Source organism: Kosakonia sp. R1.Fl, assembly GCF_023516815.1.
Taxonomy (GTDB): Bacteria; Pseudomonadota; Gammaproteobacteria; order Enterobacterales; family Enterobacteriaceae; genus Kosakonia.
Genome location: NZ_JAMGSQ010000001.1, coordinates 4,574,229 through 4,590,076 on the forward strand (window position 1 = coordinate 4,574,229; position 15,848 = coordinate 4,590,076).

Genomic DNA, 15,848 nt, shown 5'->3' on the forward strand with positions numbered 1-15,848 from the left:
AGGGATAAAAGATTAGATATGGGTAACGATTTCTTTAATCAGCGGTGGACCTTTAAAAATAAAGCCCGAATAAATTTGCACCAGTGACGCACCGGCGGCGATTTTCTCGCGAGCCGCTATCACCGAGTCGATGCCGCCTACGCCAATAATCGGCAAGCGTCCGTTTAATTCTTGCGACAATCGCCGAATAATTTCCGTGCTTTTTAATTGCAACGGACGACCGCTTAACCCACCCGTTTCGTCACAATGTTTCATTCCCTGAACCAGCGATCTTTCAAGCGTGGTATTAGTGGCAATAACACCATCAATATTGTGGCGAACTAAACTATCGGCCACCTGGATCAATTCTTCTTCAGAAAGATCTGGTGCGATCTTTACGGCTACCGGAACATATTTATGATGCAGGTTTTGTAGATCGTTTTGCTTATTCTTAATTGCCGTAAGCAGATCGTCCAGCGCTTCGCCATATTGTAACGTGCGCAAACCGGGCGTATTTGGCGAAGAAATATTAATGGCGATATAACCGGCGTAGGCATAGATTTTTTCCATACAAATCAGATAGTCATCTTTACCCTGCTCGACTGGCGTGTCTTTATTCTTACCAATATTAATGCCCAACACACCGTCGAAGTGTGATTTCTTTACGTTCTCAACCAGGTTATCCACGCCAAGATTATTAAAACCCATACGGTTGATCAGCCCTTCGGCATCCACCAGACGGAAGATCCTCGGCTTGTCGTTACCCGGCTGCGGGCGTGGCGTCACGGTACCGATTTCGATGGCGCCAAACCCCATCGCGCCCAGCGCATCAATGCACTCGCCATTTTTATCCAGCCCGGCCGCTAACCCCAACGGGTTTTTAAAGGTCAGACCCATGCATTTGACCGGTTTCTCCGGTACACGCTGACGTACAAGGGCTTCGAAAGGCGTGCCGGTAATACGGCGTAATTGCTGGAACGTTAATTCATGAGCGCGCTCTGGATCGAGCTGGAAAAGGGCTTTACGAACGAAGGGGTAGTACATGAACTCTCCTGGATTCCCGGTTGCAAACCGGGGGCGTATTATCAGTGATTACCCGACGAAAGGGAATTGACCTGCGGCAAAAAAAGGCGAATCGACGCAATCGTTTTCTCTTACCTCTCTCCTTTATGCAAATTTCAGCATATTTTCATCGAATAAATCATTTAGTGGAATAAATCGACTCTGCCACACTGCCCTTAATTGTTATGAATGTTATCTAAAAGCAAACAATTGGTTATAAGGAGCGATTATGAGAGTTGTCACCCTGGCCGGAAGCCCGCGCTTTCCCTCCCGCTCCAGCGCGTTGCTGGAGTATGCCCGCGAGCGCCTGAATGCGCAGGATATCGAAGTGTGTCACTGGCATTTGCAAAATTTCGCGCCGGAGGATCTCATCTATGCCCGCTTCGATAGCCCCGCGTTGCAAACCTTTATTGAGCAACTCAACGAGGCCGACGGGTTAATCGTCGCGACACCTATTTATAAAGCGGCCTACTCCGGCGCCCTGAAAACGCTGCTCGATCTCCTTCCTGAGCGAGCGCTGGAAGGCAAAGTGGTGTTACCGCTGGCCACTGGCGGCACCGTGGCGCATATGCTGGCGGTGGATTACGCCCTGAAGCCGGTGCTCAGCGCACTGAAAGCGCAAGAGATCCTGCATGGCGTCTTCGCCGATGATAGCCAGGTGCTGGATTACCAGCATAAGCCCAGCCTGACGCCCAATCTGCAAACCCGACTGGATAAGGCGCTGGAAACTTTCTGGCAAGCGCTGCACCGCCGGGATATCCAGGCGCCGGATTTCCACCTGCCGCAAGGAGTCGCGCATGTTTAATCTGTTTAAAAATCGCGCGCAATGGCTGGCGTTAAGCGGCTTACTGACGCTTTCCGCCTGGACGCAGGCCGCCGAACCGGCACCGGAAAGTTTGCGTATTGGTTACCAGAAAGGCAGCGTCAGCATGGTGCTGGCAAAAAGCCATGAACTGCTGGAAAAACGCTACCCGAACACCAAAATCACCTGGACGGAATTCCCGGCAGGCCCGCAAATGCTGGAAGCACTGAATATTGGCAGTATCGATCTCGGCAGCACGGGCGACATTCCGCCAATTTTTGCCCAAGCCGCGGGGGCGGATCTTCTGTATGTCGGCGTTGAGCCACCAAAGCCGAAAGCAGAAGTGATCCTTGTTGCACAAAACAGTCCGATTAAAACGGTTGCCGATTTGAAAGGGCATAAAGTCGCTTTCCAGAAAGGTTCCAGTTCACACAATTTACTGCTGCGCGCACTGCAACAGGCTGGGCTGAAATTCAGCGATATCCAGCCCGTGTTTTTGACACCTGCGGATGCGCGCGCCGCGTTCCAGCAAGGTAACGTTGATGCCTGGGCCATCTGGGATCCTTACTACTCAGCGGCGCTGTTGCAGGGTGGCGTGCGTGTATTAAAAGACGGCACCACACTGAAACAGACTGGCTCCTTCTATTTAGCTTCGCGTCCCTATGCGGAAAAAAACGGTGCATTTATTCAGGGCGTGCTGAATACCTTTAGCGAAGCCGATGCATTAACCATTAGCCAGCGTGACGAAAGCATCGCGCTGTTTGCCAAAACGCTGGGACTGCCCCAGCCGGTGATTGCCAGCTATTTCGATCACCGCCCACCGACCAAAATCTCACCGGTCGATGACACCACCGCCGCACTGCAACAGCAAACGGCCGATCTCTTTTATGAGAACCGGTTGCTACCGAAAAAAGTCGATATTCGCACCCGTATCTGGCAACCGGCCAAACAAGGAGCCAAATCATGAGCTTAAATCTGTTCTGGTTTTTACCCACCCACGGCGATGGTCACTACTTAGGGACGGACCACGGCTCGCGCCCGGTAGATCATGCTTATTTACAACAAGTCGCTCAGGCGGCGGATCGTTTAGGGTTCAGCGGGGTGCTGATCCCGACCGGACGCTCCTGTGAAGATGCGTGGCTGGTCGCCGCCTCACTTATCCCGGTAACGCAGCGGTTGAAGTTTCTTGTCGCCCTGCGTCCCAGCGTCACGTCGCCGACCGTTGCGGCGCGCCAGGCGGCCACGCTGGACAGGCTCTCAAATGGACGTGCGCTGTTTAACCTGGTGACCGGCAGCGATCCGCAGGAACTGGCCGGAGACGGGGTATTTCTCGATCATACGCAGCGTTATGAAGCCTCCGCGGAATTTACTCACGTCTGGCGTCGTCTGCTGGAAGGCGACACCGTAGACTTCGAAGGCAAACATATTCATGTACGCGGCGCGAAACTCTTTTTCCCGCCGGTGCAGCAACCGCGACCGCCGCTCTATTTCGGTGGATCGTCCGATGTGGCGCAGGATCTGGCCGCTGAGCAGGTTGATCTCTATCTGACGTGGGGCGAGCCGCCAGCGCAGGTAAAAGAAAAAATTGAGCAGGTGCGCGCCAAAGCCGCAGCCCACGGGCGTAAAGTGCGCTTCGGTATTCGTCTGCATGTGATTGTCCGGGAAACAAATGCCGAAGCCTGGCAGGCAGCAGATAACCTGATCGCCCATCTGGATGATGCCACGATTGCTAAAGCGCAGGCCGCCTTCTCTCGCCAGGATTCCGTAGGTCAACAGCGGATGGCGGCGCTTCATGGCGGCAAGCGCGATCAACTGGAGATCAGCCCCAACCTGTGGGCTGGCGTTGGGCTGGTGCGCGGCGGCGCGGGAACCGCGCTGGTGGGCGATGGCCCGACCGTCGCGGCAAGAATCAATGAATACGCTGAGCTTGGTATCGACAGTTTTATTCTTTCCGGTTATCCGCACCTGGAAGAGGCATATCGCGTTGGTGAACTGCTGTTCCCGCACCTTGATGTTGCTGTGCCGCAAATTCCGCAGCCACAGCCATTGCAACTGCAGGGCGAAACGGTGGCGAACGAGTTTATTCCCCGAAAAGTGGCGCAAAGCTGAGGCAATTATGGCAGCGGAAAAGAAATGGCTCCTGCACATTGCCCCCTGGCTGCTGCCGGCGGGGATTGTGGTGGTGTGGCAAATCGCCTCCTCCACCGGCTTGCTCTCCACGCGCATTCTGCCCTCACCGGAAGGTGTGCTGGAAGCGTTCTGGACATTAAGCGTGAGTGGTGAATTATGGCAACATCTTGCGATCAGCTCCTGGCGCGCGGTGATTGGTTTCTCGATTGGCGGCAGTATCGGTCTGACACTGGGGTTGATTAGCGGGTTATCGCGCTGGGGAGAACGTCTGCTGGATACCTCCATCCAGATGCTGCGCAATGTGCCGCATCTGGCGCTGATCCCACTGGTTATCTTGTGGTTTGGTATCGATGAGAGCGCGAAAATTTTTCTTGTAGCACTTGGCACGTTGTTCCCCATTTACATCAATACCTGGCACGGCATTCGTAATATCGACCGGGGATTACTGGAGATGGCGCGCAGCTACGGTTTGTCTGGTTTTGCGCTCTTTGCTCATGTGATCCTGCCCGGTGCGCTACCGTCGATTATGGTCGGGGTGCGTTTTGCACTCGGTCTGATGTGGCTGACACTGATTGTGGCCGAGACAATTTCCGCCAACGCCGGAATTGGCTACCTGGCGATGAACGCCAGAGAATTCCTGCAAACCGATGTTGTGGTAGTCGCCATCATTCTCTATGCCCTGCTCGGCAAACTGGCCGATGTGAGTGCGCAATTGCTGGAGCGCCTGTGGCTACGCTGGCATCCCGCTTACCACGTGAAGGAGGCAACAGCATGAATACGGCGCGACTCACTCAGGGGATCCCGTTGTTATTAAACGGCGTGAGTAAACGTTACGGCGATAACACCGTCCTCAGCGGGCTGGATCTGCATATTGCCGCCGGGCAGTTTGTCGCCGTGGTAGGCCGCAGCGGCGGAGGCAAAAGCACATTGCTGCGCCTGCTCGCCGGGCTGGAAACCGCCAATGCCGGAGAGCTGTTAGCGGGCAATACACCGCTGGCGAATATTCAAAACGACACGCGGATGATGTTTCAGGATGCCCGGCTGCTGCCATGGAAGTCTGTGATAGATAATGTTGGTTTAGGGTTGAAAGGCCGCTGGCGGGAAGCCGCACAGGATGCGTTACGCGCGGTCGGGCTGGAGCAGCGAGCCAGCGAGTGGCCAGCGGCGCTGTCCGGCGGGCAGAAACAGCGGGTCGCGCTGGCGCGGGCGCTGGTACATCAACCGGGATTGTTGCTGCTCGACGAGCCATTAGGCGCGCTGGATGCGTTAACCCGTCTGGAGATGCAGGCGCTCATTATGGAGCTGTGGCAGACACACGGTTTCACGGTGGTGCTGGTGACACATGATGTCAGTGAAGCGGTGGCGATGGCGGATCGCGTCCTGTTAATCGAAGAGGGAAAAATCGGGCTGGACCTGGCCATCGATCTGCCGCATCCGCGCCGCCTGGGTTCGGTGAGACTGGCAGAACTGGAAGCGGAAGTGTTGAATCGGGTGATGAAACGCAGCGAGTCGGAAACCGTTCCGTTCCCAAAAACTCGTCACGCTTAATGTTCTGTATTAGCTGGCACACTTCGCGCCCGTTAAGGCTGATTAGTCACTGAACACCGCTCTGCCAGCGTGATCATCAACAGGCTCTGGCTCGGTTCGATTGGTTTGAAGGTTAAATCACGGACTGGCAGACGCTTCTTTATAACCGTTTCGGCGCGCCCTTTACGGGGAAAATCAATGCCGCCTTCAGTGAAGGCGGCATTGTTATTACGCCAGCGCTTTGCTGACTTTCTCATACAGATCGCCGGAAAGGTTCGGCAACGCTTTTAACTGCTCCAGCGCCGCACGCATCATCGCCTGACGTTTAGCATCATAGCGTTTCAGGCGGATCAACGGCTCAATCAGACGCGATGCCACTTGCGGGTTGCGGCTGTTCAGCTCGGTTAGCATTTCAGCCAGGAACTGATAGCCGCTACCATCCAGCGCATGGAACGCGGCCGGGTTGCTGCCGGCAAAAGCGCCAATCAGCGAGCGGATGCGGTTCGGGTTGCTGAGTGTGAACGAGCGGTGTTTCAGCAAGCTGCGCACCGTTTGCAGCACATCTTCCGCCGGGCTGGTGGCCTGCAGGATAAACCATTTATCCATCACCAGGCCGTCGTGATGCCACTTGTCATCGTACTCCTGCATCAGCGCATCGCGGCATGGCAGCTGTGCGGCAACCGCCGCCGAGAGCGCTGCCAGCGCATCCGTCATGTTATCGGCGTCGTGATACTGCTGGCTCACCAGTTTGTCTGCCAGTTGCGCATCGCCAAACGCCAGGTAACGCAAGCACGTGTTACGCAAAGAGCGTTTGCCGATATCCGCATGTTCAACGCGGTAGCTATCGAGTTTGTGCGCGTTGTACACCGCCAGACACTCATCCGCAAGTTCGGTGGCAAGCGTGCGCGTCAGCGCTTCGCGTACCGCCGCGATGGCCACAGGATCGATGATTTCAAACAGTTCGGCGATCTCATTTGCCGACGGCAGCGTCAGGATCTCTGCGGCAAGCGCCGGATCAATCGTTTCGTCCAGCAGGATCGCGCGGAAAGCATCCGCGACATGCAATGGCAGCGACAGCGCCTGGCCCTGCTGATGGCGCGCAACGTTCAGTTTAATGTGCGTAGCCAGCAGGCTTTGCGCCGCGTCCCAGCGGGAGAAATCGTTACTGGCGTGGCGCATCAGGAAGGTCAGTTGCTGATCGCTCCACTTATATTCCAGTTTCACCGGCGCGGAGAATTCACGCAGCAGCGACGGCACCGGCTGGAAATAGACGTTATCAAAGATAAAGGTCTGTTCCGCCTGAGTGACGTTCAGGACGTTATGTACCGGGTGCCCGTCTTTCTGCAACGGGATCACTTTACCTTCGTTATCGTACAGTTCGATATCGAACGGAATGTGCAGCGGCAGTTTGTCTTGCTGTTCGGCGGTCGGCGGTGTGCGCTGGCTGATGGTTAACGTGTATTGTTCGGTGTTCGGGTTGTAATCATCGTGCACCGTCACCACTGGCGTACCGGCCTGGCTGTACCAGCGGCGGAAATGCGACAGATCGATGTTTGACGCATCCTCCATGGCCTGCACGAAATCGTCGCAGGTCGCCGCGCTACCGTCATGACGCTCAAAATAGAGTTGCATCCCTTTCTGGAAATTCTCTTCGCCAAGCAATGTATGCATCATGCGAATCACTTCCGCGCCCTTTTCATACACCGTCAGGGTGTAGAAGTTATTCATTTCAATAACTTTATCCGGGCGGATCGGGTGCGCCATCGGGCTGGCGTCTTCGGCGAACTGCAGACCACGCATGGTGCGCACATTATTAATGCGGTTTACCGCACGGGAGCCCAGGTCAGAGCTGAACTCCTGATCGCGGAACACCGTCAGGCCCTCTTTCAGGCTGAGCTGGAACCAATCGCGGCAAGTTACGCGGTTACCGGTCCAGTTATGGAAATATTCGTGACCAATGACGCGCTCGATATCAAGGTAGTCTTTATCGGTCGCGGTATCGGTGCGGGCAAGCACGTATTTCGAGTTGAAGATATTCAACCCTTTGTTTTCCATCGCCCCCATATTGAAGAAGTCGACCGCGACAATCATATAGATATCGAGATCGTATTCGAGGCCGAAACGCTGTTCGTCCCACTTCATGGAATTTTTCAGCGAGGTCATCGCCCACGGTGCACGATCGAGGTTGCCGCGATCGACATATAGTTCCAGCGCCACTTCACGCCCGGAACGGGTGGTAAACGTGTCGCGCAGGACGTCGAAATCCCCGGCGACCAGCGCAAACAGATAGCAGGGTTTCGGGAACGGATCCTGCCACTGTACCCAGTGACGACCATTCTCCAGTTCGCCCTGATCAACACGGTTGCCGTTTGAGAGCAAGAACGGATAGCGGGTTTTATCGGCAATCAGCTTGGTGGTAAAACGCGCCAGCACATCCGGGCGGTCCAGGTACCAGGTAATATGGCGAAAACCTTCCGCTTCACACTGCGTACACAGCGCTTCACCGGACTGGTACAGCCCTTCGAGCGCGGTATTCGCGGCCGGGCTTATTTCATTCACAATGCGTAAGGTAAAACGCTCTGGCAAGCCATCGATCACCAGTTGGGAGCCTTCTTCTTTATAGTTGGTCCAGGGCTCATCATTTATGTGAATGGAAATCAGGGTCAGCTCGCCGCCATCCAGGCGCAGTGGCACAGCAGAGGCGCTATGGCGTGACACTTTGCTCAGCGCAGTGACGACAGTTTTTGCGGCGTCAAGGTCAAAGGTCAAGTCAATATCGCTAATCAGGTAGTCCGGCGCACGGTAGTCGTGGCGGTATTTGGCTTGTGGCTGTTGTGTCATAAAAAACCTTTAGCATCTTCTGTTGGTTACGACTCCAGTCTATTCCGGTTGCCGCAAACGCGCCACGCAGAATCTTCATCTTTTCAGAGGGAAAAGCTCTGTCTGCTACATTTTTATAACAGTCGGCACGAAATGCCATCGACCCATTCAACACCTTATGGTGTGATCAGGGTTCAATAACCAGGTAAACAAGGTATACTCCAGCGACATTCTGCTTTGTTTATTGTACTAAACGCTCCTGTAAGAGGATGCTACTGCGCACCATGACTCAACTTGCTTTCTCAGGTCTGCAAACGCTGCTGGATACCGACGCTTACAAGCTGCACATGCAGCAAGCGGTGTTTCACCACTATTATAACGTGCATGTGTCGGCTGAATTCCGCTGTCGCGGCGATGACCTGCTCGGTATCTACGCAGATGCGATTCGCGAACAGGTCGACGCCATGCAATCGTTGCGTCTGCAAGATGACGAGTATCTGTGGCTGTCCGGCCTCCCCTTCTTTCAGCCTGACTACCTTAACTGGCTACGTCATTTTCGTTATGACCCGCGCCAGGTCACGATTACTAACGACAACGGCAAGCTGCATATCAGCCTTTCCGGCCCGTGGCGCGAAGTGATCATGTGGGAAGTGCCGCTGCTGGCCGTGATCAGTGAAGTGGTTCACCGCTGCCGTTCGCCACAGACTGGCGTGCAGCAGGCTCTGCTGCATCTGGAAGAGAAACTGGCGGATTTCGCTGCACGTACCGCGCAGGTAGATATGTCCGGCTTCCGCCTGATGGATTTCGGTACGCGCCGCCGTTTCTCCCGCGATGTGCAACAAGCGATAGTCGAACGGTTGCAACAAGAACCCTGGTTTATTGGCACCAGTAATTATGACCTGGCCCGCCGACTGTCGCTGACCCCCATGGGCACCCAGGCGCATGAGTGGTTCCAGGCCCACCAACAGATCAGTCCCGATTTGGCCACCAGCCAGCGCGCGGCACTCGCGGCCTGGCTTGAGGAGTATCCAAACCAACTGGGGATTGCGTTAACAGACTGCATTACGATGGATGCGTTTTTACGTGACTTCGGCCCGGAATTCGCAACCCGTTACCAGGGTCTGCGCCATGATTCTGGCGATCCGGTGGAATGGGGCGAAAAAGCGATTGCCCACTATGAGAAACTCGGCATCGACCCTCTGTCGAAGACGCTAATATTCTCGGATAATCTGGACCTGAACAAAGCGCTGGATCTCTATTGCCATTTTGCCGATCGTGTCAAGCTGGGCTTTGGTATCGGGACACGCCTGACGTGTGATATTCCCGGCGTAAAACCGCTGAATATTGTTATCAAGCTCGTTGAGTGCAACGGAAAACCGGTGGCGAAATTATCCGACAGCCCCGGGAAAACTATCTGCCATGACAAGGCGTTTGTTCGCGCCTTACGCGAAGCGTTTGACCTGCCGCAGGTCAAAAAAGCCAGTTAATAGCAGGGAGCCTGGGGGCTCCCTTCTTTTTTGCCAATAATTTATTAATTGTTCCTGCGAATTCTGCTTGTCTGATGGCGTACGCCAGGTAACATAGATATCCCCCCTAATCGGGCGGACAAGTGTTTATTTTTTCCGACTATTAACAGAGAGAATATTATGAGCGTTGTGCCTGTAGCCGACGTATTCCATAGCCGCGTGGCCGTTGACAGTGAAGTCACCGTACGCGGATGGGTACGCACCCGCCGAGATTCTAAAGCTGGTATCTCCTTCCTCGCCGTTTATGACGGCTCCTGCTTTAATCCTGTACAGGCCGTTATTAATAATTCTCTGCCCAATTACAATGACGAAGTGCTGCGTCTGACCACCGGCTGCTCCGTTATCGTCACCGGCAAAGTTGTGGCGTCACCGGGCGAAGGCCAGAGTCTGGAAATTCAGGCGACCTCTGTCGACGTCACCGGCTGGGTTGAAGATCCGGATACCTACCCGATGGCGGCAAAACGCCACAGTATTGAGTATCTGCGTGAAGTTGCTCATCTGCGCCCGCGCACTAACCTGATTGGCGCGGTTGCGCGCGTTCGCCACACTCTGGCGCAGGCGCTGCATCGTTTCTTCGACGAACAAGGTTTCTTCTGGGTCTCATCGCCGCTTATCACCGCGTCAGATACCGAAGGCGCAGGCGAAATGTTCCGCGTCTCCACGCTGGATATGGAAAACCTGCCGCGTACCGCGGAAGGCAAAGTCGATTTTGATAAAGATTTCTTTGGCAAAGAAGCGTTCCTGACCGTTTCCGGCCAGTTGAATGCGGAAACCTATGCCTGCGCTCTGTCCAAGGTTTATACCTTCGGCCCGACGTTCCGCGCGGAGAACTCCAACACCAGCCGCCACCTGGCGGAGTTCTGGATGCTGGAACCGGAAATCGCTTTCGCCAATCTCGACGATAACGCCCGTCTGGCTGAAGCGATGCTGAAATACGCCTTTAAAGCGGTGCTGGAAGAGCGTCTGGATGATCTGAAGTTCTTTGAAGAGCGCGTGGACAAAGATGCGATTGGCCGTCTTGAGCGCTTCATTGCGGCCGATTTCGCCCAGGTTGATTACACCGATGCGGTTGCCATTCTCGAAAAATGCGGTGAGAAGTTCGAAAACCCGGTGTACTGGGGCGTTGACCTGGCTTCTGAACATGAACGTTACCTGGCCGAGAAACACTTCAAAGCACCGGTGGTGGTGAAAAACTACCCGAAAGATATTAAAGCGTTCTATATGCGTCTAAACGAAGATGGTAAAACCGTGGCGGCGATGGATGTGCTTGCGCCGGGTATCGGTGAAATCATTGGCGGTTCGCAGCGTGAAGAGCGTCTTGATGTCCTGGATGCCCGCATGGCAGAAATGGGGCTGAATAAAGAAGATTACTGGTGGTATCGCGATCTGCGCCGTTACGGCACTGTACCGCACTCCGGCTTCGGTCTCGGTTTTGAACGTCTGATTGCTTATGTGACCGGCGTACAAAACGTGCGTGATGTGATCCCGTTCCCGCGTACTCCGCGCTCAGCAACATTCTGATGTTTTAAAGGCCAGCGTTATCGCTGGCCTTTTTCATTTATGTGACACCCGTCAACTTTTCTTAACAGCTCATCAGCGTAATCACCGATCCTCTCCGTGTTTTTTACCCTTCTTTGCACAACTTTTATATCTGAAATCATTCGGCACAAAATCAACCAAAGTGTTTATTGCGGGATATGTCAGCCTGTTAATTAGCACTTTTGGTTAAAATACACACAGCTATCCGGATGGCTAAACGCCGTTATAAGAAAAAACACGCCACAAGCGTTTAGCGGATAAGAAAAGCCTTTAGCTCAATTAAATATAAGTAATTCATATAAATAGCAATGATATCGCTCATTAAATCAGCGCTCAGTACTGAACTTTGAGATGGTTCACAAAGTTCCCGAAAATACACAAAATATTACACAATATTTCTTTTTGTTACCGCTTTAAGACATTTGTAGCACTTTCAGGCTAGCGAAACGTTGTTATGTTTGGAAAGATGCCTTTCAGACACAGAAAGACACCAAACTCTCATCGATAGTTCCGTAAATTTTTTTTGACGGAATTTATTGGCGGCAGTGGCAGGTGTTCAAAAAAACCAATGAGGGTAATAAATAATGATGAAGCGCAATATTCTGGCAGTGGTTATCCCTGCTCTGCTGGCAGCCGGTGCAGCTAACGCTGCAGAAATCTACAACAAAGACGGCAACAAAGTAGACCTGTATGGTAAAGCTGTAGGCCGTCATGTTTGGACGACCACTGGCGAAGGCAGCTCTAACAGCGATGCAACTTACGGCCAGATCGGTTTTAAAGGCGAAACTCAGATCAATAGCGATCTGACTGGTTATGGTCAGTGGGAATATCGTACCAATGCAAGCAAAGCTGAAGGCGAGCAAGGCGCAGGCAATACCCGTCTGGCATTTGCAGGTCTGAAAGTTGCCAACGCTGGTTCTCTGGATTACGGCCGTAACTACGGTGTTGTATATGACGTTGAGTCCTATACTGATATGGCACCGTACTTCTCCGGCGAAACCTGGGGCGGCGCTTACACTGATAACTACCTGACCAGCCGTGCTGGTGGTGTTCTGACCTACCGTAACTCTGATTTCTTCGGTCTGGTTGATGGCTTGGCTTTCGCTGTACAATATCAAGGCAAAAACGAATCCAGCCACAGCCTGAATGCGCAGAACGGTGATGGTGTCGGTTACTCAGTAGCTTATGATTTTGGTGGCGGTTTCGGCGTTTCCGGAGCATATAGCAACTCCAAACGTACCACCGCACAGGAAGCAGATGGCAACGGTGACCGTGCTGAAGCATGGGCTGTTGGTGCAAAATATGATGCAAACAACATCTACCTCGCCACTGTTTATGCTGAAACGCGTAACATGACCATTGTTAATAGCGCTGCTGGCCAGACTGCAATTAACAATGCTACTCCGGCAGGACAGACTGCAGCTGATTACTGGGAAGCGGCTAACAAAACCCAGAACTTTGAAGTTGTTGCCCAATACCAATTCGATTTCGGTCTGCGTCCGGCAATTTCTTATGTCCAGAGCAAAGGTAAAAACCTGAACGGTGCGGAAAGCACTGCAGATCTGGCTAAATATATCCAGGCTGGCGTGACTTACTACTTCAACAAGAACATGAACGTGTTCTTCGATTACCGCTTCAACTTGCTGGATAGCAACGATTACAGCGCTAAAACCTACGGCATCGGTACTGATGACCAGGCAGCTGTTGGTCTCACCTACCAGTTCTAATCAGTCACCCTCGACTGTTATATGCATATCAAACAGGGCCTTTGGCCCTGTTTTTTTATGCCTGCAAGATAAATCACAATGACTTTTGAAAAGCATCGCGCTTTTTATCGCAAACGGTTGGCAATTCCTGTGTCAGCCGTTAACCTGATAGCGGATCTCCCTTCTGTCATCAAAATGGAACCTCGTCATGTTTGAGAATATAACCGCCGCCCCTGCCGACCCCATTCTGGGTCTGGCCGATCTGTTTCGCGCCGATGAACGCCCCAATAAAATCAACTTAGGCATTGGTGTCTATAAAGATGAAACCGGCAAGACCCCGGTGCTGACCAGCGTTAAAAAAGCCGAACTTTATCTGCTGGAAAATGAAACCACCAAGAACTACCTCGGTATCGACGGTATTCCTGAGTTTGGCCGTTGCACTCAGGAACTGCTGTTCGGCAAAGGCAGCGCGATTATCAATGACAAACGTGCGCGCACCGCGCAAACGCCTGGCGGTACGGGTGGCCTGCGCGTGGCGGCGGATTTCCTCGCCAAAAACACCTCTGCAAAACGAGTCTGGGTGAGCAACCCGAGCTGGCCGAACCACAAAGGCGTGTTTAATTCAGCCGGTCTGGAAGTGTGTGAGTACGCTTACTACGACGCGCAAAACCATGCGCTGGACTTCGATGGTTTGCTGGCAAGCCTGAATAACGCCCAGGCTGGCGACGTGGTGCTGTTCCACGGCTGCTGCCATAACCCGACAGGTATCGATCCAACGCTGGAACAGTGGGAAACACTGGCGAAACTGTCCGTTGAAAAAGGCTGGCTGCCGCTGTTCGACTTCGCTTATCAGGGCTTTGCCCGCGGTCTCGAAGAAGATGCTGAAGGATTGCGCGCGTTTGCCGCGCTGCATAAAGAGCTGCTGGTTGCCAGTTCGTTCTCGAAAAACTTTGGCCTGTACAATGAGCGCGTCGGTGCCTGCACATTGGTGAGCGCGGACGCGGAAAGCGCCGATCGCGCATTCAGCCAGATGAAAGCCGTTATTCGTGCCAACTACTCTAACCCGCCAGCGCACGGCGCTTCCGTGGTTGCAACCATTCTCAGTAACGAGGCTCTGCGTGCCATTTGGGAGCAAGAGTTAACGGACATGCGCCAGCGCATTCAGCGTATGCGCCTGCTGTTTGTTAACACGTTGCAGGAGAAAGGGGCTAACCGCGATTTCAGCTTTATCACCAAACAGAACGGTATGTTCTCGTTCAGCGGCCTGAGCAAAGAACAGGTGCTGCGCTTGCGTGAAGAGTTTGGTATCTATGCGGTTGCTTCAGGACGCATTAACGTCGCAGGCATGACGCCGGATAATATGTCACCGCTGTGCGAAGCTATCGTTGCCGTACTGTAAGTTATGGCAGTAACAAAAAGGGTCGCCGAAGCGACCCTTTTTTATTTACCAGACCGGTAATTCATCTTGCAGGAACGGATTGTGCAACCGCTCATTCCCCAGCGTTGACATCGGGCCATGCCCGGGAAGGAAAGTAACATCATCGCCCAGTGGCAACAATTTGCGCTTGATGGAATCAATCAATTGCCCATGGTTGCCTTTCGGAAAATCGCTGCGCCCCACGCCGCCTTTAAAAATCACGTCGCCGGAAATCAGCAAGCGGGATTGTGCATCGAAAAACACAATATGCCCCGGCGTATGACCCGGACAATGCAATACCTGCAGCGTTATTTTACCCACCGTGACGCTGTCGCCTTCATTTAACCAACGATCGGGCGTCAGCGGCTGACACTCCTCCAGACCAAACATCCGGCTTTGTGCCGGCAGGCCTTGCAGCCAGAACTCGTCTTCTTTTTCCGGGCCGATAATCGGCACACCGTAATGCTGCGCCAGTACGGCTGCCGCGCCAACATGATCAAGGTGACCATGTGTAAGCAGGATCTGCGTGAGGGTCACGCCAGAAGCGTCCACTTCCTGAATAATCCGTTCGGCGTCACCACCGGGATCGACCACGGCGGCAAGTTGGGTCTGTTCACACCAGATAAGCGAACAATTCTGGGAGAACGCGGTAACCGGAATAATACGATAGTTCATACTGCTCCTGTAGCTCAGCCTGAGTTTTACCAGTGCCTTACCGGCCCGGTATCAATATGCACAAAGTTGCTGCTGGGGTAGTATCCTACACCACCTGCGCGCAGAGATAACGCGGCTTTGCGAATATTACTCAGCGAAATCCCTTCAATATGGAAATCCATAGCCTGACCTTTGGTGTGATAGCTCTGTTTCGCCACACCGCGGCTGTGCGCGCGTAGTTCATTGTTGGTATCAACAGAACGGTAACCGGAGATCAGTTGCACAGGCTTGCGTGTTCCCAGCAGCCCTTGCAAACGGAAAAGATGGTCGAACAAACGAGGGTCGATGGTTTTGATTTTATTCGCGCGGTAATCACGGAAAAAATGATTAAGTTTTGCTAATTCATCCTGAATATAGCCCCTGCCATCGAAAAACTCAGCTTTAATAGATTCACCGGTATTTAGATTATTCAGCGTCAAAATACGCGGGCGCGGCGTGGAAAGGGTGGCAAAAGTCGGTGTTGGTAAGATGGCAGCACCGAGTGCGACCCCACCCAACGCCAGCAGTTTGCGGCGATTAGCGTCAAATTTATCCATGATAATAAATTCTACAGATAAGCAATGTTGAACAAAATTTATGCACTCGTATAGCGCACGAGAGGCACCTTACCGGGCAACAAACGCCAC

General features: G+C 53.3%; 14 protein-coding genes. 9 read left to right on the forward strand and 5 right to left on the reverse strand.

Translation table 11 applies throughout. The features are described 5' to 3' along the window. Positions 1 to 12: 12 nt before the first annotated feature. Positions 13 to 1,023, reverse strand: a complete 1,011-nt coding sequence (gene pyrD, locus M8Q36_RS21660) for a quinone-dependent dihydroorotate dehydrogenase (RefSeq protein WP_065368864.1) — start codon at positions 1,021 to 1,023, stop codon at positions 13 to 15. A gap of 247 nt (positions 1,024 to 1,270) precedes the next feature. On the opposite strand from pyrD, the gene ssuE reads away from it, so the two are divergent. From ssuE to ssuB, 5 genes are read left to right on the forward strand one after another with little or no spacing between them, the layout of a single operon-like run. Continuing rightward, on the forward strand, positions 1,271 to 1,846 hold the full coding sequence (gene ssuE / locus M8Q36_RS21665) for an NADPH-dependent FMN reductase (RefSeq protein ID WP_249882329.1): 576 nt from the start codon (positions 1,271 to 1,273) through the stop codon (positions 1,844 to 1,846). After that, the gene (locus M8Q36_RS21670; protein ID WP_020457258.1) at positions 1,839 to 2,810 is read left to right on the forward strand and encodes a sulfonate ABC transporter substrate-binding protein; all 972 of its coding nucleotides are present in this window, start codon (positions 1,839 to 1,841) and stop codon (positions 2,808 to 2,810) included. Before ssuE ends, M8Q36_RS21670 begins: the two co-directional genes overlap by 8 nt. Continuing rightward, complete coding sequence (gene ssuD / locus M8Q36_RS21675) at positions 2,807 to 3,952, forward strand: FMNH2-dependent alkanesulfonate monooxygenase (protein WP_249882330.1); 1,146 nt, start codon at positions 2,807 to 2,809, stop codon at positions 3,950 to 3,952. Before M8Q36_RS21670 ends, ssuD begins: the two co-directional genes overlap by 4 nt. A gap of 7 nt (positions 3,953 to 3,959) precedes the next feature. After that, positions 3,960 to 4,748, forward strand: a complete 789-nt coding sequence (ssuC, locus tag M8Q36_RS21680; RefSeq protein ID WP_249882331.1) for an aliphatic sulfonate ABC transporter permease SsuC — start codon at positions 3,960 to 3,962, stop codon at positions 4,746 to 4,748. After that, positions 4,745 to 5,521: an aliphatic sulfonates ABC transporter ATP-binding protein gene (gene ssuB, locus M8Q36_RS21685; protein ID WP_020457255.1), complete on the forward strand. Its 777-nt coding sequence runs from the start codon at positions 4,745 to 4,747 to the stop codon at positions 5,519 to 5,521. Before ssuC ends, ssuB begins: the two co-directional genes overlap by 4 nt. A 32-nt stretch (positions 5,522 to 5,553) precedes the next feature. On the opposite strand, the gene M8Q36_RS21690 is transcribed toward ssuB, so the two are convergent. Together M8Q36_RS21690 and pepN are read right to left on the reverse strand one after the other, a co-directional pair. Continuing rightward, positions 5,554 to 5,757, reverse strand: coding sequence for a hypothetical protein (locus M8Q36_RS21690; protein WP_249882332.1), 204 nt, complete (start codon positions 5,755 to 5,757; stop codon positions 5,554 to 5,556). After that, the gene (pepN, locus tag M8Q36_RS21695) at positions 5,729 to 8,341 is read right to left on the reverse strand and encodes an aminopeptidase N (protein WP_249882333.1); all 2,613 of its coding nucleotides are present in this window, start codon (positions 8,339 to 8,341) and stop codon (positions 5,729 to 5,731) included. The genes M8Q36_RS21690 and pepN overlap by 29 nt, the downstream gene beginning before the upstream one ends. 263 nt (positions 8,342 to 8,604) lie before the next feature. Here pepN and pncB point away from each other — a divergent pair, with 263 nt between their 5' ends. The 4 genes from pncB to M8Q36_RS21715 all read left to right on the forward strand — a co-directional run bounded on the left by pncB (position 8,605) and on the right by M8Q36_RS21715 (position 14,490). After that, positions 8,605 to 9,807 (forward strand): nicotinate phosphoribosyltransferase, encoded by a 1,203-nt coding sequence (pncB, locus tag M8Q36_RS21700; RefSeq protein ID WP_249882334.1) that lies wholly within the window; start codon positions 8,605 to 8,607, stop codon positions 9,805 to 9,807. A gap of 159 nt (positions 9,808 to 9,966) precedes the next feature. Further along, positions 9,967 to 11,367, forward strand: coding sequence for an asparagine--tRNA ligase (gene asnS, locus M8Q36_RS21705; RefSeq protein WP_249882335.1), 1,401 nt, complete (start codon positions 9,967 to 9,969; stop codon positions 11,365 to 11,367). Positions 11,368 to 11,969: 602 nt separating this feature from the next. Then, complete coding sequence (locus M8Q36_RS21710) at positions 11,970 to 13,112, forward strand: porin (RefSeq protein WP_065368872.1); 1,143 nt, start codon at positions 11,970 to 11,972, stop codon at positions 13,110 to 13,112. 187 nt (positions 13,113 to 13,299) lie between these two features. Next, positions 13,300 to 14,490: an amino acid aminotransferase gene (locus M8Q36_RS21715; protein ID WP_249882336.1), complete on the forward strand. Its 1,191-nt coding sequence runs from the start codon at positions 13,300 to 13,302 to the stop codon at positions 14,488 to 14,490. Between the two features lie 45 nt (positions 14,491 to 14,535). On the opposite strand, the gene M8Q36_RS21720 is transcribed toward M8Q36_RS21715, so the two are convergent. Then, the gene (locus M8Q36_RS21720; RefSeq protein WP_249882337.1) at positions 14,536 to 15,183 is read right to left on the reverse strand and encodes an MBL fold metallo-hydrolase; all 648 of its coding nucleotides are present in this window, start codon (positions 15,181 to 15,183) and stop codon (positions 14,536 to 14,538) included. A 26-nt stretch (positions 15,184 to 15,209) separates the two neighbouring features. Next, complete coding sequence (gene mepK, locus M8Q36_RS21725) at positions 15,210 to 15,758, reverse strand: peptidoglycan L,D-endopeptidase MepK (protein ID WP_249882338.1); 549 nt, start codon at positions 15,756 to 15,758, stop codon at positions 15,210 to 15,212. Between the last annotated feature and the right edge of the window lie 90 nt (positions 15,759 to 15,848).